This is a genomic window from Sodalis sp. CWE, assembly GCF_019646055.1.
Lineage (GTDB): Bacteria > Pseudomonadota > Gammaproteobacteria > Enterobacterales > Enterobacteriaceae > CWE.
The window spans coordinates 178,642-203,407 of record NZ_JAESFE010000002.1; the positions used below are offsets into that span (position 1 = coordinate 178,642).

Annotated in this window: 11 protein-coding genes, 1 tRNA gene, 1 rRNA gene and 1 pseudogene; 6 read left to right on the top strand and 8 right to left on the bottom strand. The window is 31.2% G+C overall.

What is annotated here, in order from left to right; translation table 11 throughout:
- Nucleotides 1-126 precede the first annotated feature (126 nt).
- Nucleotides 127-1,482 carry an Nramp family divalent metal transporter gene (locus tag JK145_RS02930; RefSeq protein WP_220665379.1) on the top strand — a complete coding sequence of 452 codons (1,356 nt, stop codon included), beginning with the start codon at nt 127-129 and terminating at the stop codon, nt 1,480-1,482.
- Nucleotides 1,483-2,162: 680 nt separating this feature from the next.
- On the opposite strand, the gene mepM is transcribed toward JK145_RS02930, so the two are convergent.
- The 5 genes from mepM to aspS all read right to left on the bottom strand — a co-directional run bounded on the left by mepM (nt 2,163) and on the right by aspS (nt 8,963).
- Complete coding sequence (mepM, locus tag JK145_RS02935) at nt 2,163-3,518, bottom strand: murein DD-endopeptidase MepM (protein WP_370627591.1); 1,356 nt, start codon at nt 3,516-3,518, stop codon at nt 2,163-2,165.
- Between the two features lie 404 nt (nt 3,519-3,922).
- Nucleotides 3,923-4,960, bottom strand: coding sequence for a Holliday junction branch migration DNA helicase RuvB (gene ruvB / locus JK145_RS02940; protein WP_220665381.1), 1,038 nt, complete (start codon nt 4,958-4,960; stop codon nt 3,923-3,925).
- A complete protein-coding gene (gene ruvA, locus JK145_RS02945) occupies nt 4,957-5,619 on the bottom strand; it encodes a Holliday junction branch migration protein RuvA (protein ID WP_220665402.1) in 663 nt (220 codons plus the stop codon). Before ruvA ends, ruvB begins: the two co-directional genes overlap by 4 nt.
- 102 nt (nt 5,620-5,721) lie before the next feature.
- A complete protein-coding gene (gene ruvC, locus JK145_RS02950) occupies nt 5,722-6,249 on the bottom strand; it encodes a crossover junction endodeoxyribonuclease RuvC (protein WP_220665382.1) in 528 nt (175 codons plus the stop codon).
- Between the two features lie 950 nt (nt 6,250-7,199).
- Nucleotides 7,200-8,963 (bottom strand): aspartate--tRNA ligase, encoded by a 1,764-nt coding sequence (aspS, locus tag JK145_RS02955; protein WP_220665383.1) that lies wholly within the window; start codon nt 8,961-8,963, stop codon nt 7,200-7,202.
- Nucleotides 8,964-10,829: 1,866 nt separating this feature from the next.
- On the opposite strand from aspS, the gene gndA reads away from it, so the two are divergent.
- Together gndA and gutQ are read left to right on the top strand one after the other, a co-directional pair.
- A complete protein-coding gene (gndA, locus tag JK145_RS02960) occupies nt 10,830-12,245 on the top strand; it encodes an NADP-dependent phosphogluconate dehydrogenase (protein ID WP_220665384.1) in 1,416 nt (471 codons plus the stop codon).
- A gap of 1,541 nt (nt 12,246-13,786) precedes the next feature.
- Complete coding sequence (gene gutQ, locus JK145_RS02965) at nt 13,787-14,794, top strand: arabinose-5-phosphate isomerase GutQ (protein ID WP_220665385.1); 1,008 nt, start codon at nt 13,787-13,789, stop codon at nt 14,792-14,794.
- A 503-nt stretch (nt 14,795-15,297) separates the two neighbouring features.
- On the opposite strand, the gene JK145_RS02970 is transcribed toward gutQ, so the two are convergent.
- A tRNA-Ser gene (locus JK145_RS02970) sits at nt 15,298-15,383 on the bottom strand.
- Here JK145_RS02970 and JK145_RS02975 point away from each other — a divergent pair.
- Nucleotides 15,354-15,572, top strand: coding sequence for a hypothetical protein (locus tag JK145_RS02975; protein WP_220665386.1), 219 nt, complete (start codon nt 15,354-15,356; stop codon nt 15,570-15,572). The genes JK145_RS02970 and JK145_RS02975 overlap by 30 nt on opposite strands.
- A gap of 618 nt (nt 15,573-16,190) precedes the next feature.
- Here the strand turns inward: JK145_RS02975 and mdtH are convergent.
- Complete coding sequence (gene mdtH, locus JK145_RS02980; RefSeq protein ID WP_220665387.1) at nt 16,191-17,411, bottom strand: multidrug efflux MFS transporter MdtH; 1,221 nt, start codon at nt 17,409-17,411, stop codon at nt 16,191-16,193.
- Between the two features lie 1,023 nt (nt 17,412-18,434).
- Here mdtH and murJ point away from each other — a divergent pair.
- Nucleotides 18,435-19,975, top strand: a pseudogene (gene murJ, locus JK145_RS02985) (murein biosynthesis integral membrane protein MurJ).
- A 96-nt stretch (nt 19,976-20,071) separates the two neighbouring features.
- Here the strand turns inward: murJ and argS are convergent.
- On the bottom strand, nt 20,072-21,826 hold the full coding sequence (gene argS / locus JK145_RS02990; RefSeq protein WP_220665388.1) for an arginine--tRNA ligase: 1,755 nt from the start codon (nt 21,824-21,826) through the stop codon (nt 20,072-20,074).
- Between the two features lie 1,296 nt (nt 21,827-23,122).
- Here argS and JK145_RS02995 point away from each other — a divergent pair.
- Nucleotides 23,123-24,674 (top strand): 16S ribosomal RNA (locus JK145_RS02995).
- Nucleotides 24,675-24,766: the final 92 nt, after the last annotated feature.

Here is a 24,766-nt window from a genome sequence, read left to right on the forward strand (position 1 = left end):
CTGAATTAATAACTAGTACATAATAAATGTTTATGTATATTTAGTTAGAGAACACAAACTTAATAAGCTTACATTTCATGATAATATCATTTATTGCGATTTCTTGGTCAAAAATTGGAAAAAAAAATGGAAATAGTGAGAAAAAATAGTTTGGAAGAAATAAATGCTACTATTCCAGTTCCGAAAGGGACAGGTGGAATTTTTAAAAAATTATTTGCTTTTTCGGGACCTGGTGCATTAGTTGCGGTAGGCTACATGGATCCTGGAAATTGGATTACTTCTATTCAAGGAGGTTCTCTTTACAGCTATCTACTTTTATCCGTAATTTTAATTTCCAGTCTTATTGGTATGTTGTTGCAAGTTATGTGTGCAAAATTAGGTATTGTTACAGGAATGGATTTAGCGCAAGCTACAAAATGTTTGGTTGGAAAAAAAGCTGCCTTTGTGTTGTGGGTTGCTGCTGAATTAGCAATTATTGCTACAGAAATTGCCGAGGTTATTGGTAGCGCTATTGCTATGAATTTACTTTTTAAAATCCCAGTACTGCTTGGAGTAGTAGTTACAGTATTGGACGTTTTTTTACTTTTAGTTTTAATGAAGTTTAATATTAGAAAGATTGAGGCATTAGTCTTTACTTTAATTACTACTATTTTTGTTATTTTTGCTTACGAGGTGGCATTAGCTAATCCAGATTTAGGCAAGATTTTTCGTTCGTTCATTCCACAGTATGATATACTTACAGCACAGGTAGAAGGAGGCGATTCTGCTTTTTTTATAGGACTTGGGATCGTTGGTGCTACCGTAATGCCGCACAACTTATATTTACATTCTTCCATTGTTCAGTCAAGAAAGTATGATCGTAGTGATGAGACAGCTTTAAAGGAAGCGATTCGCTACGCAACAATTGACTCTAATCTGCAATTAGGATTTTCGTTTATTATTAATTGTCTGCTCCTTATTCTCGGTGCTTCTTTATTTTTTGGAAAGAATCCAGACGATATTGGTCGTTTTGCTCAGTTATATACAGCTCTACAAGATCATACTATGGTTGGTGCTATTGCTAGTTCTACTTTATCTACATTATTTACAGTTGCATTACTTGCATCAGGTCAAAATGCCGCAATTACAGGAACTTTGACGGGCCAAATTGTCATGGAGGGGTTTATTAACTTTCGATTGCCTTTGTGGCAAAGAAGAATAATTACTCGATTAATTGCTATTATGCCTGTTATAGGCTGCATTTATTTGTTAGGCGACAAAGGAGATATGGTTGAGAAATTGTTAATTTATACTCAGGTCTTCTTAAGCATTGCTTTGCCTATTTCAATGGTTCCGCTTTTATATTTGACTTCTTCTAAAAAACGAATGGGAAAATTTGTCAATTGTGTTCCATCTATTATTTTAGGTTGGTTAGCTATCACAATACTAGTAATATTAAATATCCAACTAATTAGTGAAACTATACAGATGTTATTTAATTAAGAACAATAACGAGTTGATTTTTCTTTAAAAGGGCTGCTCCATCTTTTTATAGAGAAAATTTTAATTAAGGATAACGTCATTATAAATTTTATAATAAAAATTAAGATATTCACATTTGCTTAACATCACCTCTTTCTGATTAAAAGGATTTTTATGTGTGGCCTGATAAATATTTTTGAACATGACATGTAAAAAAAAGATTACCGGTAAATAATAAGACTTAAAGCTACTAAAAAAAGACCATTTTTAATAATTATTTTTTGTTCTATAATTAGAAATTCTTAAAAGAACTGAATACCTAATTTCAATTTCTTAATGAGTAACAAGAATAATTAATTCTATTTATGAATGGAACTATTCCAGGATAACGACCTTCAATTTGAATGTCTAATTATCATAAAACGAAAATGCATTGAATTCCCATATGGAAATGTTTTTAACTAAATATAAAAAAGCATAGACATTACTTTGATCACGTTTCTTAATTATCATTAAAAATAGACTTTTTTAGTTAAAAAAATAATAGTAAATACTTACCGATTTTTTCTTCTTTAGAAGCCAAGAATCGATCATTTTCCTTTCTTAAGAAGGAAGCTGCACTTTTCTTCTGTTGAGAATAGGAAGAATATTATTTAAAGTTCATATACATTTAATTCAAAAAAACTATTGTTATTCGATTCTTAAGACGTTGAATTATTTAAATCAAGTTGTAAATGAGGAAGCATTTTGTTTACTTGAGCCAAATATTGAACTCGATCAAGGCCGGTAAGGTCTTTTGTACGAGGTAAAATGGCTGTTAGTGGGTTTACTGCTCTTTGATTAATCCACATTTCGTAGTGTAAATGAGGAGCAGTTGATCGTCCAGTATTTCCAGACAAAGCGATACGGTCACCGCGCCTTACTTTTTGTCCAGGTTTTACAAACATTTTCTTTAGGTGCATATAACGTGTTGTATACTGACGATCATGACGAATAGAAACATAATTTCCAGCAGCACCTCCACGTTTACTTACTATAACTTCACCATCACCTACAGCTAAAACCGGAGTTCCAATCGGCACTGCAAAATCAACTCCTTGATGTGGAGTAATGCGTCTAGTGATCGGATTAAAGCGATATAGATTGAAATTAGAAGAAGCACGAAATCGTTTTAAAGTCGGAAATCGCATAAAGTTCCGAGTAAGACTAACAGCCTGTAAGTTATAAAAATTGCCATTATTTGCACGAAAAGCGTAATAATCTTTGCCACTGCTGTGAAGTCGTACTCCAACAAGCAACTTACTTTTAGTCATCATGTCTCGCAATATAAGAATTGAAAATTGAGCGTTCCTATGTAGTTTATGAAGATCTAATTGCCATTGTAATGCTTCAATTATCGAATTAATGTCGCTGCCAGTTAGACCAGCAACATAAGCAGCAGTAATAAAGTTATCATCGAATCGTCGACAATTATTTAAAGTTGAATTACACCATTGGCCTCGAACATTAACAATGTTTTCTCTATAGTTATCAATTAAGAAACTATTATTGGTGCATACTGTATTATTTTGTTTAGCAAAACGTCCATATATTAAACGCTTTAAATTATTTAAAGCCGCTATACTCCATTTTTTTATAGATTTGATTATTTCCACATGACGGAATAATACTGTTTTTTTTTCTTGAATCGAAAGAGCATGAGTAACAACAATATTGGTGTTATTGTGCATTTTAAAGAAAGTTGTTTGATCATGTTTAGCGGAAATATTATATTTATGCAAAATACCATTTTTATGTTCACATAGGAAATTCTTCAACATTGCTTTGTAGTTATCTGGGACAACTCTATTAGAAGGTCCATCGATTTTAAATATTAACTTATCTATGTTGATACTATCTTGAATTAAATGAATGCAGGGCCTTATTTTTTTTGTCTGACCTATGGGCTGCATTCTAGAAAAATAGAATAGAAGAACAGAGATAATTAATATAATTATACTTCCATATATGAAAGAGCGAAAATACGATAAACGATTAAACACTAGGATTTTATACACTAAATAAATTTTTTTTAAAATAGAAAACAAATTATCAGCTTCAAATAATAACTATCTTTAAGTTGGAAAGATTATTCCTTACGTAGCGTATTTTTTTATGCGTTACATTGTTTTTAAAAAAATTCCTTATAAAATCAAAACTAAATATTGATTAAAACCATTATAGTTGGCTAAATTACTTAGTACTGTCTTTTTAAGCTAACCTAGTTAGTATATGAATTAACTGTTGGAGTAAAATTTCTTTTTCTTAATAAAGGAAAAGTTTATATGTAATTACTGTATTATATCTTTTTAAGACAATCGATTTTGTTTATTGTAATTAAAGACAAACGCCAAATTTAATTTGGATGAGCGTATTGTTATTAAACATAATATAATATTTCTATTAATTAACGTTGCTGTTTTTAGTTTTTTCTTTCTTTTTTAAAGTTTTTACGATCATTATTCAATTTAATCCCAAAGTGATTATAAGCATGTACACTAGCAATCCGTCCTCGTGGAGTTCGTTGTATGAATCCTTGTTGAATTAAAAACGGTTCTAGTACGTCTTCAATTGTCCTGCGTTCTTCACCAATAGCTGCCGCTAAATTATCTAATCCCACTGGACCTCCAACAAATTTATTGATAATCGTTGTTAATAATTTACGATCCATGAAGTCAAATCCTTTAGTATCGACATCCAACATATTCAAAGCATCTATTGCTATATTTTCCGTGATATCACTTACAGATTTTACTTCAGCAAAGTCGCGTATTCGACGCAGTAATCGATTAGCAATACGTGGTGTACCTCGCGATCGTTGTGCAATCTCATATGTAGCAACTTCAGTAATATTCATTTTTAAGTAAAAGGCATTACGATTAATAATGTGTTGCAAATCTTTTGTATGGTAAAAATCCAATCTTTGTACAATTCCAAAACGATCTCGTAGTGACGACGTTAATAAACCAAGTCGAGTAGTAGCTCCAATTAGAGTAAATGGAGGTAATCCAATTTTAATGGAACGGGCAGTTGGACCTTCCCCGATCATAATATCTAGCTTATAATCTTCCATAGCTGGATATAGTATTTCTTCTACTGTTGTCGGTATACGGTGAATTTCATCAATAAAAAGAACATCATAAGGTTCAAGATTAGCCAAAATAGCTGCTAAATCTCCAGCTTTTTCTAAAATTGGACCTGAAGTAGATCGAAAATTACTGCCGATCTCATTAGCGACAATATGAGCCAACGTGGTCTTCCCAAGACCAGCATGACCTGAAACTAATAAATGATCCATTGCTTCACCACGTGTTTTTGCTGCCTGAATAAAGATTTTCATTTGTTCACATATATGTGGTTGTCCAATGTAATCAGATAATTTTTTTGGTCGAAGAGATCGATCAATAGTTTCATCCCCTTGTATAGGAAAATTGCTCGTCAGTCGATTGGAATGTATCATGTTTTTACATAAAAATGTTGGTTACGTAATGCGTTTCGAATAATCGATTCGCAACTATCTTCGATAGAAGAAACTCTATTTACCATTTGAATTGCTTCTTGCAATTTGTACCCTAATGCTACTAATACGGAGATAGCTTCGCCTTCTGGACTAACAGATAAAGTTTTATCAGAAAGTGCAGTTATTTTTTGTTTAGAGGTTGAATGTGTTTTATTTGTTTCTAAAGGAAACGGTAGGAATAGGTTTTTATTATTTAGATTTTGATATTTATCTTTCATTTCCGTTATTAATCGTTTTGCTATCTTTTTACCAACGCCTGGCAATTTTATTAGTGTACTAATTTCTTGTTGTACGATGATACTGAACAGTTGCTTCATGGATATTTTTGATAAAATTGAAAGCGCTAATTGCGGTCCAATTCCATTAATCTTAATAAGTTCACGAAAAAAAACTTGTTCTTGCTTATCAACGAAACCAAAAAGTAATTGGGAATCTTGACGTGCTATAAAATGAGTGAATATTACTACCTCTTCTCCTTCTTTTGGAAGAGCGTAGAAACAACTCATTGGAATAAGAATCTCATATCCTACTCCACAAGTTTCTAGTAATATCTGCTTCGGCTGTTTTTCTAAAATAACACCCTTGAGACGTCCAATCATCTCAATGAATTCTCCTCTGGCCTTAATTGTAACCATTTAAAATAATTTTTTTGAAAAACCTAGAGATTTCTTTTCTAAAAGAAGAAAAAAAGAAACAGTAAACTAATACCATATTCTTCTTCGTCTAAGCCAAAAATTTTGCGCTTCTTTCTGGAATAGATTGTTTCTTCTAATATAGCAATGGGTAATAGCAATAGCTAATGCATCAGCGGCATCTTCCTGTGGATTTTCCGATAATGTTAAAAGGATACGTACCATATTTTGTATCTGGTTTTTTTTTGCTGCACCATTACCGACTACAGTTTTTTTAATTTGTCTTGCTGCATATTCAAAAATTGGCAAATCCAAATTTGTTCCAGCTGTAATAATTGCACCTCTTGCTTGACCTAATTTTAATACCGCACCTGAATATTTAGCCATAAAAACCTGCTCTATTGCTAAACAATTAGGTCGAAATTCTTTAATAATTTTATTAATATTAGTGTAAATTGACTTAAGTCGTGTTGGTAGGTTACCAATCTTAATACGAATGGATCCACTGTTCACATGAACCAATTTATGTTGATCTTGACGAAGAATACCGTAACCAATGATGTGTAAACCAGGATCAATTCCAAGAATTATTGACATGTTATATTTCTACCCAAAACAGAAAAAACGATAAGTCAAGATGACCAATTAAAAATTAATGTTTTTACTAAAAATTTTAGAAAAATTTTTACGAAAAATTAAAAGATATCTTAAACAAGCAAAAGAATCTAATAAATTGTTATTTAAACTAAAAACGTTCTTTTTTTTGTGAAGAAAAAATGTTTTTAAAACATTTTACTTAATTAAGTTTTCTTTTCTTGATAAAAGAAATATGATTTATCTTAGTAGAAGATGTAATTTTCTTTTTTTGAAAGAATTAAGCTTTATCAGCTTATGTGGTCTGTTTATTCTAAGATTTCTGACCCTAATATTCTAGGATTGATTATGACTTTTTATTATTTATTTAAATAAATTTGCTAGTAAATACTACTATTTACATAGTAAATTTAATCTTTTTAATTAGAATTTCAATATAAATTGTTTATATCTAATTCCATCTAAATGGGTATTTGATATAAATGCGCTATGTCGTGATTTTTTGTATTTTCTCAAATTATTTCTAATTATATTTTTCCTAAAAAAATCACTCGAACGAATATTATTCTAAATATTTAAACGAATTCTTTGTTTGTAAAATGCTTCTTTCAAAAATTTAATTATTACTGATTAACTCATCATCATTTAGATAATTTTCCTTTTAAGGAATCTAATCGGAGCCTTTTAAAAAGGTTTTTCAGACAAAAAATCTTTAAATAGCTTAATATTACTATGTCAATAAATTATTGAGAGCAAAATTGTCTATATATATTAGTAATAAATAAGTTTGGCAACTTTGGCAAATTTCTTTAGATTTTAATTTTTTAAATGAAAGGACTTTATTCTATAAACAGAATATCCTGGGATAGGATTAATGTAGTTCAATTTTAAATGATTACCATTCTAATTTTACTAAAGAAATATATATCCACCATCCCTTTTTTACTTAACTTTCATTTTTTTGAAGGTAAAATCGATAAATCTGCTAATATAGTAGCTTCACAATAGTTAGGTGCCTGCATCATTAAATCCATCGCTGAGTTAGTTTTTGGAAACGCAATGACATCGCGAATATTATCAGTACCAGTTAATAACATTACTAATCTATCAAGACCAAAAGCAAATCCTCCATGTGGAGGAGCTCCATACTGCAATGCATTTAGTAAAAACCCAAATTTTTCTTGTTGTTCTTGTTCACTAATTCCTAATATGCTGAACACCGCTTTTTGTGTGTTACTATGATGAATACGCATTGAGCCACTTCCTACTTCATAACCATTAATTACCATTTCGTAAGCATCAGATATGGCCAACATAGGTGATGCGATGAGTGTTTGAGTATCAATGCTTTTTGCTCTAGTAAAAGGATGATGTACGGCTGTTATTTTTTTTCCACTTTTTTGAAACATTGGAAAATCAATTATCCAAAGTGGAGCCCAACTTTTAGAAGTCGTTAAACATAAATCTAAACCTATTTTTAATCGAAGAGATCCCATAGCATTCATAATGATATTCTTATTTCCAGAACTAAAAAAAATAATATCATTACTAATACTTTTAGTACGTGCCAAAATTTCTTCAATGACTTGATTTTCTAAAAACTTAACTATTGGTCCTTGTACACTTCTTTTTGCATCAAAATTACATTGATTTACTTTTATCCATGTTAGCTCTTTAGCACCATAAATTTTGATATATTTATCGTATTCAATAATTTTTTTACGGCTTAGCAGTTGTGCACCATTAGGCACGCAAAGTGCTGTAACTTGATTTTGGTTATCATTAACTGGCAAAGAAAATTTCTCGAAACCTGTATTTTTTACTAAATCTGTTACATCCACTAGTTCTATTGGGTTACGTAAATCTGGCTTATCTGATCCGAAGCGATGCATAGCATCAGTGTAAGTTATTTTTGAAAAAGTTCCAATGTCAACACCAATAATTTCATACCACAACGATTTTATAAACCTTTCCATTATTTCCATAATTTGATTTTTAGTCATGAATGAGGTTTCTGCATCAATTTGAGTGAACTCTGGTTGACGATCAGATCGTAGATCTTCATCACGAAAACATTTTACAATCTGATAACAGCGATCCAATCCTGATATCATTAGTAGTTGTTTAAATAACTGTGGCGACTGCGATAAAGAATAAAATTTTCCTTTGTGTACTCGGCTAGGAACAAGATAAGGTCTGGCTCCTTCTTGGGAAACTTTGCTTAGTATAGGTGTTTCAATGTCAATAAAATTCTCAGATTCCATAAATTGACGCGTGAAACTGATAATATGAGCTCTCGTTTTCAAGCGTTTAATTGCAACTGGACGACGTAGATCAAGATAACGAAATTTAAGTTTTTGTTCTTCTGTATTATTTTGATTACTATCTAGCGGAAGAGGATCAGAGCGGTTAATAATAATTAAATTAGTAGCCATTACTTCAACAAAACCTGTTTTCAAGTTACTATTAATTTGATTATTTGGTCTAGATTGCACGATTCCGGTTAGTTGCAAGCAGAATTCATTACGAAGCTCTTCTGCACGAGCAAAAAGATCCTCAAAATTGGGATCAAAAAATACTTGCACAAGACCTTCTCGGTCTCGAACATCGACAAAAATCAGATTTCCAAGATCTCGACGACGATCAACCCAACCACATAATATTACTTCCTGTCCAACATGTGATAAATTCAAATGTCCGCAATATATGGTACGCATTTTTTTTGGAAATCCTTGTAGTTTTTTTTAAAGATCATGGCTAACAAGCAAAAGGTTGATAGGTAAACGGTACTATTCGCGGCTGTTTTCTATTTCAAGAGAAAACAGCCGCGAATAATTACTAGACAAATTCTTCTTATGCAGTATGTTCTCTTCTCTTCAATAAGAAAGATCCACCTATTTTACCTATAGTAAATTCTTAATTATGTCAATAACGTAAAATTGCAAGTAAAAGTAGCAAGCAAAATAATATTACTAATTTGATAGATAAATTAATTAAAAAAACAAACTGAAAATTGTAACATATTTCTTAAATGGAATCAGTGAGCAAACTCTCAAGAATTGAAAAAAGTACCTATGCCTCTCCTTCATAAAATCTAAACTTTTATCTTTTAAAGAACTAATATAATTATTCTTGTGAGTTTCTTTTTTTTTAAGAAATAAAAAAAAGAACTTTCTTACTAAGAAACTTGATTGATATATAATACAATTGGTGAGTATAATAATACTATTAATAAGCTTTATTGATTGGTAATCACCAATTTAATGAATTATTAATAATAATAACTGTCATCAATTGTTTTTAAAGTAAAAATAAAATAAAAAAAACCCTTTTCGGTAGTTGGTGAATCTTAATTCAAAACACTGTTTAGTAAGGAACAAATAATTTTATAATGGTTAATTATTTTTAATTCAGTTTTTGGAATATTTCTGTCTGTATTAAAATACGGACAGATTAACTCAACTTCTTACTGTGATACAGTTAAGATTAATTGTTGAAAATTTAAAAATTTTTTATAATGGCTACCAGGCTACAAATTATTAAAGACAATACTTAAAATTAAGCAAATTTCTGATTACGCAGGATATATTGATTACTTATCTTATTGTTAGTTTGCCTCCATTCCTCTTCTTAGAAGGAAAATTTAAACTTTAAAAAAATGTATTTTGAGATTTTTATGAAAAGTTTCGTTGTGTCTTATTGTTGCAAGATTATTAAAAAATAAGTAACAATGAAGAAATATAAATTTATTTTATAAATGCTCGATGTGATCTAATTTAATACTGTTACTTGTTTTATTATAAAAACAAATTTTTATCAAAAAAGAACATTTGTATTTTTATTCACTCTTAGGTTAGAGCTTTTACAAATTTTATAGAAATATCAAATCGCTTATATAATATTTTTTTTAAAAGTTTTAATCAATTATTAGTTTCTATCTATATAATTATTATTATAGCAACTAGTTTAAGACGGATCTATAAAAAGGCGGTGTAGTTATCTATACTTCTTTAAAAAAAGAAATAATTTTTCAACCTTAAATATGCATTTGAGTTACCTGTTTTAAATAAGCATCGCAATATTTTGATTTCTATTTTTTGATAATAACATTATGTTAAAACAATATTTTGATCATTTCTTGTTTTAAATTATCAGCGTCAACTAACATCATTTAATTTGTGTTTCATATAGTTTTGCTAAAACAACCTAATAATCAAACTGAATTTAATTTCAAATAATTAATTCTTAAGTCAAAGTTAATGGATTTTATTAAAAGCGTTACTCTTAATAACCGATATTAGGATATTTTTATTCATTTAAGAAACTGATACTGTTCGTCATTAAAAATTTAAAAAAATTTAAACTACATTCATTTTTTTAAAAAATTAAAAACAGTTTATTTTAAATAATAATTATTAAATTTGCATGAAACTTCAAGTAAATAAAAATGATTGAATCAAGACAATAATAAAGCGGAAGATTGTACATACATTAATATTCTTACATACAAGAAAAAGTTTTCAATTAGCGTAGATGATACTTGCAGACGATGATAAATTTGATCATTCCTAAGGAGTTTTTAAATGTCTACAATGCAACATATAGGTGTCTTTGGTATGGCAACCATGGGACGCAATTTGGCACTTAACATTGAAAGTCATGGTTTTAGTGTTTCTATCTTTAATCGTTCAGCTGAAAAAGTTAAGAAGGTGATTGCGGCGAATCCAAATAAAAAATTAGTACCTTACTATAGTATAAGTAAATTTGTTCACTCTCTTGAGAAGCCAAGGCGAATTTTATTGATGATTGAAGCCGGTAAGTCTACTGATAGAGTCATTGATTTAATAAAACCTTTTTTAGATAAAGGTGACATTCTTATAGATGGTGGAAATAGCTTCTATAAAGATACTATTCGTCGTAATTATGAACTCTCTAAAAACGGTTTTAACTTTATCGGAGTAGGCATATCCGGTGGTGAAGAGGGGGCATTGTATGGTCCATCAATTATGGCTGGCGGACAAGAACATGCTTATAAATTTATAGCCCCTATTTTGGAGAAGATTGCTGCAAAAGCTAACGATGAAGTATGTGCAAGTTATGTTGGATCAGATGGCGCTGGCCATTATGTTAAAATGATTCATAATGGAATCGAATATAGCAACATGCAGTTGATTGCAGAAGTTTACTTATTATTAAAGACAAGCTTAGGCATGAGTAATGAACAACTGGCTGATATATTTGGTAAGTGGAATGAAGGAGAATTAAATAGTTATTTGATTAATATAACTAAAAATATTCTTATTAAAAAAGATCAAGAAGGAAAGTATATTATTGATTTTATTTTAGACGAGATAGTTAGTAAAGGAACTGGAAAATGGGCTAGTCAAAGTGCTTTGGATCTTGATGAATCATTAAATTTAACTACTGAGTCCGTGTTTGCTAGATCGCTATCTTTATTGAAACAACAACGAATAGAAGCATCTAAGATACTTTCTGGACCAAGGAATAAAGATTTTATTGTTGGAAACAACAAATTGCTCTTTATTGAAAAAATTCGACAAGCTCTTTATTTAGGAAAGATTATTTCTTATGCACAAGGCTTTTCCCAATTAAAAGCCGCTTCTAGAGAGAATAAATGGAATTTGAATTTTTATAAAATAGCTAAAATATTTCGTGCTGGTTGTATTATTCGTGCCAAATTTTTGCAAGAAATCTCTAATGTTTATCACATACATCCAACAATTAATAATTTATTGTTAGCACCATATTTTAGAAATATAGCTTCCAATTATCAACAGGCATTACGAGATATAGTATCTTACGCAGTTCAATATGGCACTCCAATACCAGCTTTTTCTTCCGCTATTACTTATTATGATAGTTATCGTTCCGCTGTTTTACCAGCTAATTTAATTCAAGCTCAACGCGATTGTTTTGGCGCTCATACTTATAAACGTACAGATAAAAAAGGAACATTTCATACAAAATGGTTAGAATAAATTCACAGGATAATTGTGCTGTACTTACATTTTTATTTTAATGTCAAATATTGTATTAAAAGTCATAAACAATAATACCTGTATAAAAAATTCTATAATTTGTGAAATTTTAAAATAATTTATTGAAATTTTCCTTAAGAGGAAACTTGATTGATCTTAAAAAATTAGACGATAACATCATTATCAGTATTTCGAATTATTTTCACTATATTAATATTTTGCTAAATTAGATTAATAATGTTAAACGAATTTTATAAAAATACTATTTAGTTATTCGTAACTTATTTAGGATATTTTGCTTACTAAAAGCTAATTCTAATAGATTAGTGTTTAGTATTTAATTATAGAGTTACAAAAAATTATGAATGCTAATTTTTCTTTAAAATTTAGTAACTTATTGTTAAGCAATAACAACTGTTTGTTCAAAAATTATAAAAATCAGAGTGATAAGAAGTTTACTTTTTAAAATTTGAAAATGATGCATAAGCATTGTATTATATTCTACATGAACAGAAGAAACGTGTATGGAATGTGTTTTTATGAAATAGTGAGCATTTTGTTTCTAAGTCTGGATTATTATTGATCGCAACAATCGTAAGATATCACTGTACGAATAATAACTATGCTAAGTCATTTTTGAATCCTTTAATAATCAGTTATCCATAGATCAAGCAAATTATATTAAATTAATCCTAAATATGATTAAACATTAGAAGCGCCCATATTAGAACAAACTATCCAGTGCAATTTTTAATTGCTCTGTAACAATATTGATTGCAGCTGTATTTTAATTTTTTACGAGTTCTCGTAATTAGAAAATTTTAAAATAAAGTCAGTTAATTAACCTGAATATCAGATTTTTAAGAAAAAGATTAAACGATCATAATCGCAAGTAGACCTTTAATCCACTTGTCAAAATAAACATAATTAAAATAGTTTTGTTTTCAAAAAAGCTGTTTTGACTTATTCAGATAATTAGTTTAATTGAAACTTTTAATCATCTTGAATAAATCGAATAAGTGACCTTCTAAATCAACCGTTTTCAATACTGAATAATTGATTAAGCTATATAAAAAATTGCTCTGACTAATCTGAGATTAAGAACGCCTAAACCTAAAACTTAGGATTAATTAAGGTAAGCTTATGCATAATGGTGCTTTTTATGGATCGATTAATTTCAGTGATTCATTTTATTTTTATAAGTTTTCAAAAATTTAAAAATTCTTTAAACATGCAAAAATAATTTCAGAACATGCTTTCCTGCTTATGGCAATTTCTTCTATAACTTCAAAATACAATTTACATAAAGAAAATAAAAAAATTAGCCGATAATGGGATTGAATGTCAAAATATTAACCACTAATAATTAAAATTAATTAAAAATAAAAAAATCATAGCCAATCAAATATCGTACAAATAATATAAAACATAGTAAGAAAATTAAACATAATACAATTATAAATCTATCTAGAGTTGTGTTCTAAAAATAGAAAAAACACTATGTATTATATTTAATTCGTTGTAAATGAAAATAATTAAAAATGATAACAGAAAAACTACTATCCTTTGCCCGTGAAACATTAAATATTGAGATCATTGAAGCGCAAAGGATGCACGATCGATTAGACAATAGCATTGTTACTGCTTGTCAACTATTATTAGCTTGCAAGGGAAAGGTTATTGTTGCTGGAATGGGAAAATCAGGCCACATTGGTAAAAAAATTGCCGCGTCACTAACAAGCACTGGTACACCGGCTTTTTTTCTTCATCCTAGCGAAGCATTACATGGGGATTTCGGGGTAATTGAGACTCGTGACGTTATAATGCTTATTTCTTATTCCGGCAAAACACGTGAGTTAGATGTTTTACTACCACTTCTTGAGGAAAGCCAAATTCCAATAATTGCCTTAACTGGTAATCTTTCTTCTTCGCTGGCTCGAGCTGCTACTTGCGTACTTAACGTTCATGTTGAACGAGAAGCTTGCCCAATGGGTGTGGCACCAACCTCTAGTGCAGTAAATACGCTTATGATGGGAGATGCTTTAACAATGGCATTAATGCGTCATCGTGGTTTTAGCCTAGAACAATTTGCTCGATCTCATCCAGGAGGATATCTTGGTGCTAAACTACTTAATCGCGTACATCACGTAATGAGACGTGGAAACCAGATCCCTCGTATTACCGACCAGGAAACAGTGATGGATGCAATATTTGAACTTAGTAGAACTGGACTTGGATTAACTATCATTTGTGAATCTGAAAATCAAATAGCAGGAGTCTTTACAGATAGAGATCTGCGTCGCTGGCTGCTAAATGGCAGAAAATTATCGGCACCAATTACCGCAGTTATGACCAATCCGTGTCATCTATTTTCTTCTGATTGGTGCATTGCCTCCGCACTTGAAATTATGCATAAGCAAAGAATAACTACTGCACCAGTAGTAGATCCCAAAGGCAAGTTAGTCGGAGTTATCAACACCCACGATTTATATCAAGCTGAAATAAGCTATCGCGGTATTCTACCCTCTACAATGAATGAAACATCGTAACAATTAAAATAGAAGTTTGATTAAGAATGTAACATAGCTTATAAATGTTTATCTATTGATCTTATTATCTTTCAGTAGTAGCCTTCGCAAGGAGAGTTGAAGTTTTGCTACGATTACTGTTTTTTAGAATCCTAGATTTTGACAAATTTTATATATTTTATGTTCTATGTATTTGCAGGTTGTTCATTAGAAATAAGTTGATAAAAAATCAATTTTCATAAAATGAACTCACTTTATCTATTTAATAAAATTACTCATCATTTTTTAGTTTTTAAGGTTTCTTTTTATGTTAATTAAAATCCTCGTTTCAAGAAGAAAAAGAAACTTTATTAATTAAATTTTTGATTTTCTGCAATTTAAACTTCTCTTAGTTTAAAGAAGATTGCTTCTTCTAATAAGAAGAACTTCTTTATATATGAAAATCGTTGCAGCTCCTTTTTCCATGATTAGAACAAAAAGTCTTACAAAAAACTCTCACATAACAACTTTCGATAAAATTATTACGGTGAGGAAGGGATTCGAACCCTTGATACGTTTTTCGTATACATACTTTCCAGATATGCTCCTTCATCCGCTCGGACACCTCACCGTAATAGTTATGAATAACTTATTATTACAAAATAATTACAAAAACTATTTATATCATACTGAACGATTTGTTCAATTTAATAAAAATTGCTTTCAACTTGAAGTGTTTCAAAAATTAATTAGACGATCTGAAGTAAAAAAACTATTTTTAAAATCTACTCTTAGTAAATTATCATCTTATACCAACTAAGTATTAAAGATAAAAAGTAATCTTCTTTTTGATTAAAAAAGCTCAGGGAATAATTTTCAAACATCAATCATGGTCCATAATTAAAGTGGGGTACTAACATGAATTCTTAAAAAGAAATTATATTAATCTCCGACTTAAAGGAAAGCTATTATAGCTATAATTCCTGAAATTCAGATATATTCACTAATGATGAAAAATAAAAATGGGTAAAATTAAAATATTTATCCAGTATCTGATTTCCTAAAAGTAGAGAACTTATTCACCATCAGATAATCAAATAATTAGAATTTACAAGAAAGTAAGAAGTTTGTTAGCCTATTATGTAAACCAAGCATTAAGCAATGAATGTTACTTATTCACTTACTTTATTATTTTAAGAGAATCTTAAACATCTGACTTATTTAAAACCTTTCAATATCGATTCTTCTTATTTTAAGAAATTATGCTAATGTTGATTAAAAGTTTTCTTAATCTTTATTGGCTAATTTAAATAAACATTTTTCTATAAAATAGATTTATCAAACTGAACAAACTATATTATTTTTTCAATTCTTTAAGTTTAGAAATGAATAAACAGGCGCTTTTGAAGAATCTTAACTTATTTTATCCTTAAAAATCTTAATCTCCTCTTTGTTCATTATTAAGCATTGCAGGCTCAATAGGATTTTTTTGAAATTGATGATGTAGACCAATCAATGTAATAAATCCTATCAATCCAAGTATAAACCAAGGTAATTGTGGCATTTCTAGCCTGTTACCGGCATCATACAACCACCCACCTCCACTATATCCAATAGCACCTCCCAATGCCAAACCAAGTCGACTGAAACCCATATAACTACCACGTGCACGATTATCTGCCAACGTAGCATCTAATGTTTCACGTGCTGGTTCTGCAACAATTGAGCCAATATAAAATAGAGCAATTAGTATAAGAAGTGCGTGTAAGTCTTGAATTAATCCAATAGGAAATAAGCTTAAAAACATGATAGTTAATCCAATCATTAATCGAGTTTCTAGTCTGAAACGTTTTTCACTCCAACGAGCAATAGGATATAGTAGTGATAACGATAGAACCGCTTCAATGGCATACATCCACTTTACTGGTGTCGGTTGTCCTGAAATTTCATTCACTCGAATTGGTAACATTAACATTACTTGTACTGATAGCATATAATATCCAGTTAATGTTAGCACATAAGTAACAAAACGATGATCGTGTGTTACTCTGCGTATTCCTTCCAAGATAGGAGCTCTAATGGTAGAGGTACGATAGCATGGTAATAGACAAGCGTTAAATATGGTAGCAAAAATAAATAACATCGCTCCAGCAAGACAAACCAGTCTAAAATCGTAGTAACATAACAGCCAACTTCCAAGTAACGCTCCAATAACAGCGCAAGCACTATCTTGCATCATGAGTAAAGAATAAAATCGACCGCGTTCCCATGGGCGCGTCAATTTAATTAACAAAGCAGTCCTAGGTGGTTCAAATAATGTGCCTCCAAGAGCAGAAAGAGCGCAAGACAACCATAATAACCAAGGTTCGTCTGCAACTCCCATTGATAAAAATCCTAAGGCGCGCATTAATAAACCAATGATAATCATCGGTTTTGCGCCTAGTCTATCAGCAACGGCACCGCCAAAAACTCCAAATCCTTGTTGTATAAATTGTCGCAAACCTAATGCGATACCTACCAATAATGCGGCCCAACCAAGCTGATCAACAAAATGAATTGAAATAAGCGGAAAGACAACATAAAAACCCATTACTACTAATACATTATCTATCAATAAAAAACATTTACCCAAGCTACGAACTTGCGAGACCGACGACATGTTACACCTTAGGATGCAAATAAAAAATTATTAGAACAGTCTATTCTGACTTGAATACTTGTTTAGCGATAGTATGCTTGAGGACGATTGTGAATGGTATGAAATTAATAATTTCACTATTATGCTACTGCTACAGTAGAAGACTGTCTCAACGAAAATCAGTACAAAGTCAAAAATATTTGAATTAAGATAAGACACGAAAGAAAAATTTAGTATATCATTTAACCTAATAATTTTGAAAGTTAATTTACTTAACTTGTTTATTTAGTTCAAAGCAAACTTTTTAGCAATTTGAAAATTGAGCGTTAAAAAATTATTTATTCTAAATTTATGATTAAAAATTATAACATGAGGAATTCTCCAGAAAATTTATTAACAGAAAAAATATTTTTTTTAAAATGTTTAATTGAAAAACAAAATACTGATTTACGTAAATTTTACAGTAAATATGATAAAAACCATGATAGCTAACTTATCAAAAACAAGCATCAATAAAATTTTTTCATTAGAATTTTTCTACTTACCATATGTTTAGTAACACGCAGTTTTTATCAACACTTATTTATGCAATGAACAATATGATACTTAACATCATAAGTTTTAAACAAACTTATTCATTTTTGTTGATTAACCAATCTAATTGAAGCTATCTTTGATTAGATTTTTACTATTAATATTAGAATTAGATACTCGTAATATACTTTAACAATTTTACAAAAATATTAAGCTATAAATTTATATATTCTTTATAAGAATAGGCACGGTTTTCATGTTTTTGGAACTAAACTGCTAGAATATGTTTATTTAAATTTAATAAAACTATTCATAGAATCAAAAAGATCTCTTACCAACATTACAATAGGATAAGTATACAATATGAATACCTTATATTATATTTTTAATTTATAAAAACTTGGAAAAGAACTAACTTTCTAAAAAAAGACGTCATTTTTATTTTTAATTTTTGAAGAAATTTAAATATTGAATGATAGGCAAGAAACTGAAGCGCTAGAGAAAAATGATATGAAATTACTAAAATCTTTAATTATAGTTAGCTCCGTAACATTTCTTTCTCGTATTTTAGGTTTTGTTAGAGATATTACTATTGCACGAATCTTTGGTGTAGATATGGCAACTGATGCGTTTTTTGTTGCCTTTAAAATTCCTAATCTTCTTCGACGAGTTTTTGGTGAAGGAGTATTTTCGCAAATGTTTGTTCCTATGTTGGAGAAAAAAAAAGTCAGCAGAACTGCAAAAGCACACGTACATTTGTCGCTCATACTGCTGGGTTACTTGCATTGATACTAACATTAATTACAAGTGCTGGCATACTATTTGCTCCTTGGATTATTATGATTGTTGCTCCTGGTTTTTCTAAAATTCCTGATAAACTTCTTCTTACTACGACACTATTACGAGTTACATTTCCTTATATTTTATTTATTTCCTTAGCTTCGCTAGCTGGAGCTATTCTTAATACTTGGAATTGTTTCTTAGTTCCAGCGTTTTCACCTATTTTTCTTAATTGTAGTATAATAAGTTTTTTGTTAGTGATAAATACATTATTCGATCCACCTATTATGGCATTAGCATGGGCTGTATGGGCTGGTGGACTCTTACAATTAGGGTATCAATTACCCTTTTTAAAAAAAATTAATATGCTAGTATTACCTAAAATAGGGTTTCGAGATGCTGATGTTTGGTTTTTTTTACAAAAAATGGGACCAGTTATTTTCGTGGCGTCTGTTAGTCAAATTTCCCTCTTTATCAATACAGCTTTTTCTTCCTTTCTGACTTCTGGTTCAGTGTCTTGGATGTACTATGCTGATCGTTTAATGGAGCTTCCATCTGGAATGCTTGGAGTAACTTTGGGAACAGTTTTATTGCCTTTACTATCAAGAAGTTTCACTTACAGTAATTACGAAGAATATTCTCGTTTACTAGATTGTGGGTTACGGCTTTGTTTTATATTATCGTTTCCTAGCGCTGTAGGGTTGGGAATCTTAGCACACCCTTTAACGATAGTACTGTTTCAACACGGAAATTTTTCTACCTTCGACGCTTTAATGACGCAACAAGCTTTAATCGCCTATTTGATAGGTTTAGTTGGTTTAGTTTTAATTAAAGTTCTTGCATCTGGATTTTATTCTCGTCAAAATATTAAAACACCAACGATTATAGCGGTTGTTACGCTCATTGCTACTCAACTAATGAATTTAATATTTGTTGGTCCGTTAAAACATGCTGGACTATCGCTATCTATCAGTCTAGCTGCATATCTTAATGCTGCACTTTTGTACTGGCAATTGCGACGTCAACAATTTTTTTTCCCACAACCTGGATGGTTTAGTTTTTTTTTTCGTTTATTACTATCTGTTGCTGTAATGGCTTTGTTTCTCGCGGGAACGCTAATCATTTTTCCTGACTGGGAACAAGGCAGTATGTTATTACGTCTTTCGCGCTTAACGACATTGACTATAGCAGGAGGAATAGTTTATTTGATCATGCTTCGATTGGTTGGATTTCGATTACATCATTTTTATTTCCAGTATAAGCTTTCTTAGTATCCTTTGTCAGAGATTTAAAATTGGTAATTTTATCTAAAAACATAAAAAAACAAAGCATTTGTTAAAGTTTCATTATTTAATCAAAATAGTTAATTACATTTGTTCAACTGTTTCGATGCCTAGTAGATCTAATCCTTGTTTTATGGTGCGCGCAGTCAGTAAAGCTAATTGTAATCGACTTTGACGTAACTCCATGCTGCTTGCATCCAAAATACGACAACTTTTATAAAATAATGAAAATAGAACAGTTAGGTTATAAAGATAGGTACAAAGAACATGCGGAGTTCCATTTTTCGCCATATCTATGATGGCTTCTTCTAATTGTAATAAACAAACAGCTAACCGCGTTTCTTGCTTTGATTTTAATCGAATATTACCAGTAATAAATTGTTTATCCTGACCGTTTCGTTTTATAACCGACATGATACGAGCATAAGCATATTGCAAATATGGTGAAGCGTTTCCCTCAAAACATAACATCTTATCCCAGTTAAATACATAATCAGTGGATCGATTTTTTGACAAATCAGCGTATTTTACTGCCCCTACACTGACTGCTCTGGTTAGTTTCTCTAACTTGTCCTTCTTCATAGAAGGATTCTTAGCAATTATTAAGTGATATGCACGAGCATAAGCCTCATTTAGTAGTTCATTTAATTTTGTTGTATCGCCATCACGTGTTTTAAAAGGTTTCTTATCTTTTCCTAGAATCATGCCTAATGAATGATGTTCAAGCGACAATGATTTATGGATGTATCCAGCTTTTCGAGCAATAGTCCAAACCTGCATTAAGTGCTGATGTTGACGTGAATCAATACAATAAATGATTCGATCCGCTTTTAATGTTTCACATCGGTATTTTACACAAGCAATGTCAATGGTAGTATACAGATAAGCGCCATCTTTTTTTTGGATAATTATTTTTTTAGGTTTTCCTTCTTTACTTTTAAATTCATCCAGATATACTACCGTTGCACCCTCGCTTTCTATTGCTAAACCTTTTGATTTTAAATCCGCTACAACGCTTGGTAACATTTTATTGTACAAACTTTCTCCCATGATATCATTATTAGTTAGTTTCACGTTAAGCCGATCATAAATCTTTTGGTTTTGCGATATAGTAATATTCACTAACTTTTGCCATATGCGTCGGCAGTATTTATCTCCTTGTTGTAATTTTACTACACAGTCACGAACACGTTTGGCAAAATTTGGATTTTCATCGTAATAACGTTTAGCAGCACAATAAAAGCTTTCTAAATTTGATAATTGTATTTCTATATCATTACTCTTTTTATCGTTATTATTGTAGTTAATTTTGGCTTTTTCCAAATAAGCAATTAACATACCAAATTGCATCCCCCAATCTCCAATATGGTTAGCACGAATAACATTGTGCCCCAAAAATGATAATACTCGTGCAGTAGCATCGCCTATAATTGTCGAACGCATATGACCGACATGCATTTCCTTAGCAATATTTGGAGAAGAGTAATCTATTACAATAGTTTTCGGAGTCATTTTTGCAATATCTAACCTTGGAGAAAAAAGAGCTAAAGTGAGGCAGCTCTCTAACCAACTTGGTTCAAGAAAAATATTAATAAAACCAGGCTCTGCAATATCAATTTTTCTAGCAATACCTTTTAAATTTATTAATTTTGCAATATTTTCTGCTAGCTGATAGGACGGAATACCAATTCGTTTGGCAATTGCAATTATTCCATTAACTTGGTAATCTCCAAACTGAACTTTTGATGATTGATGTACTTGTATTTTATAAACAGAACTTACACCTGCCATCATTAATGCTTGATTAAGCCTTTTTGAAAGAAACATATGAATATTCATTAAAATAATGCCATTACAGATATAAAAATTTTAAAATTAAAGAAAAGTAACACACTGATAGTATTTATTTCGTAATTGAAAATAATAATAATTAATTCGAACCAACCATATATATGCGTCCATAAATAACTGATTCAGAATATGGTATAATTCTCTTATATATTTTCAGAAATAAAAATTTGGATGATACTAAAGATGTTCCTTAATTAATCCAACTTATAGATTATTGAAAAATAATAACTGAAATTATAGTAATTCGATGTCAAAAAATTTTATTTCATTTCTTTTAAAGAAGAGCTTTTTTAAAATTAAAAATACAAGTAGCATAGTAATTATAGCTTAATTAATTAATTAAACCCCATTGTTTGATTTTAGTTAAAAAGTTTTTCTTAACGTATTAAATTCTAAAATTTTTTTGGTTTATAAAAATTTATTATTTTAGAAGTTAATTTCTTAAAAACCAGATCTATCTATAAATAGATTTATATATTTAATGTTAGTTTTATCCGGATAGTCTAATTCTTTAACAATTCAGATTTACAGTCTTAATGAGATTTAAGATTAATTAAAAGTTTTTTAATTACTCAATTACATGAGAAATCAATAGATAATTAAAATTCATCATAAATATCAAAGAACCTTTTTACAATCAAAAGTATAGCAATGACTCTTCCAAAATCTATTGTAAAAGATAAATTCATGATTTTTGATATTAAAGATTGTAGTTGTATTTTTTATATCAAAATGCAGGTTAAGAATGATATGCGCTAATCCTAACAAAAAACTAAAGCTGTAAAGATATCATCATTATATTTATATACTCAGTAAATCGTCTTGGTTAGACATAGATAAATATAGATTTGTACAAAATTAATAAAAGCCAACATTCCTTTTAACAAGGAAACAATACAAAAATACGTGACATTCAATTTAGTTAAAAAAAATCAAAATATCTTCTTCTTACAAGAAAATTTTCTTGCTTAATTTTTTTAAAATTCTAGTAGATTTTAAATATGAGCGCTTTAAATAAAAAATTTATTTATTTTAACTAACTCTCATTGATCATAATGATACATGTAAAAATAAACACTTGACAACACGGTAAGAAAGCATTACCTTCCTTGGAAGAAACTAAATCTTGCTCTTTAACAACTTAGTTATAGATCTGTGTGGACACCCATAGAACAATATCATATTTTTAAAAATACTAAAATCTTTAAAGAACAAAGCGAAAGTATTTTCATCTTTCAGTATGAAAGAATAGTAAGAATTCGCTTCTTTGAAGAACAGGTTTTAAAATTGAAGAGTTTGATCATGGCTCAGATTGAACGCTAGCGGTAGGCCTAACACATGCAAGTCGAACGGCAACGGGAAGAAGTTCGCTTCTTTGCCGGCGAGTGGCGGACGGGTGAGTAATGTCTGGGGATCTGCCTAATGGAGGGGGACAACTATTGGAAACGATAGCTAATACCGCATAATGTCGTTAAAATCGACCAAAGTGGGGGACCTTTTCGGCCTCATGCCATTGGATGAACCCAGATGAGATTAGCTAGTAGGTGAGGTAACGGCTCACCTAGGCAACGATCTCTAGCTGGTCTGAGAGGACGGCCAGCCACACTGGAACTGAGACACGGTCCAGACTCCTACGGGAGGCAGCAGTGGGGAATATTGCACAATGGGGGGAACCCTGATGCAGCCATACCGCGTGTGTGAAGAAGGCCTTCGGGTTGTAAAGCACTTTCAGTGGGGAAGAAGGCAAAAGTGCTAATAACACTATTGATTGACGTTACCCAAAGAAGAAGCACCGGCTAACTCCGTGCCAGCAGCCGCGGTAATACGGAGGGTGCGAGCGTTAATCGGAATTACTGGGCGTAAAGCGTGCGTAGGCGGCTTATTAAGTCAGATGTGAAATACCCTGGCTCAACCTGGGAACTGCATTTGAAACTGATAGGCTAGAGTTTCGTAGGGAGGGGAAGAATTCCAGGTGTAGCGGTGAAATGCGTAGAGATCTGGAGGAATACCAGTAGCGAAGGCGACCCCTTGGACGAAAACTGACGCTCAAGCACGAAAGCGTGGGGAGCAAACAGGATTAGATACCCTGGTAGTCCACGCCGTAAACGATGTCGATTTGAAGGTTGTAGCCTTGAGCTGTGGCTTTCGTAGCTAACGCGTTAAATCGACCGCCTGGGAAGTACGACCGCAAGGTTAAAACTCAAATGAATTGACGGGGGCCCGCACAAGCGGTGGAGCATGTGGTTTAATTCGATGCAACGCGAAGAACCTTACCTACTCTTGACATCCAGAGAACTTAGTAGAGATACTTTGGTGCCTTCGGGAACTCTGAGACAGGTGCTGCATGGCTGTCGTCAGCTCGTGTTGTGAAATGTTGGGTTAAGTCCCGCAACGAGCGCAACCCTTATCCTTTGTTGCCAACGATTCGGTCGGGAACTCAAAGGAAACTGCCGGCGATAAACCGGAGGAAGGTGAGGATGACGTCAAGTCATCATGGCCCTTACGAGTAGGGCTACACACGTGCTACAATGGCGTATACAAAAAGATGCAACTTCGCAAGAATTAGCAAATCTTATAAAGTGCGTCGTAGTCCGGATTGGAGTCTGCAACTCGACTCTATGAAGTCGGAATCGCTAGTAATCGTGGATCAGAATGTCACGGTGAATACGTTCCCGGGCCTTGTACACACCGCCCGTCACACCATGGGAGTGAATTGCAAAAGAAGTAGGTTACTTAACCTGTCAAAAGGAGGGTATTTACCACTTTGTGATTCATGACTGGGGTGAAGTCGTAACAAGGTAACCGTAGGGGAACCTGCGGTTGGATCACCTCCTTAAAATAAAAATGATAAGTATATGGTGTGTCCACACAGATTGACTAATAGATGTCGCATATGAAATGGATTTTGAAGGTAAAGGCTTGTAGCTC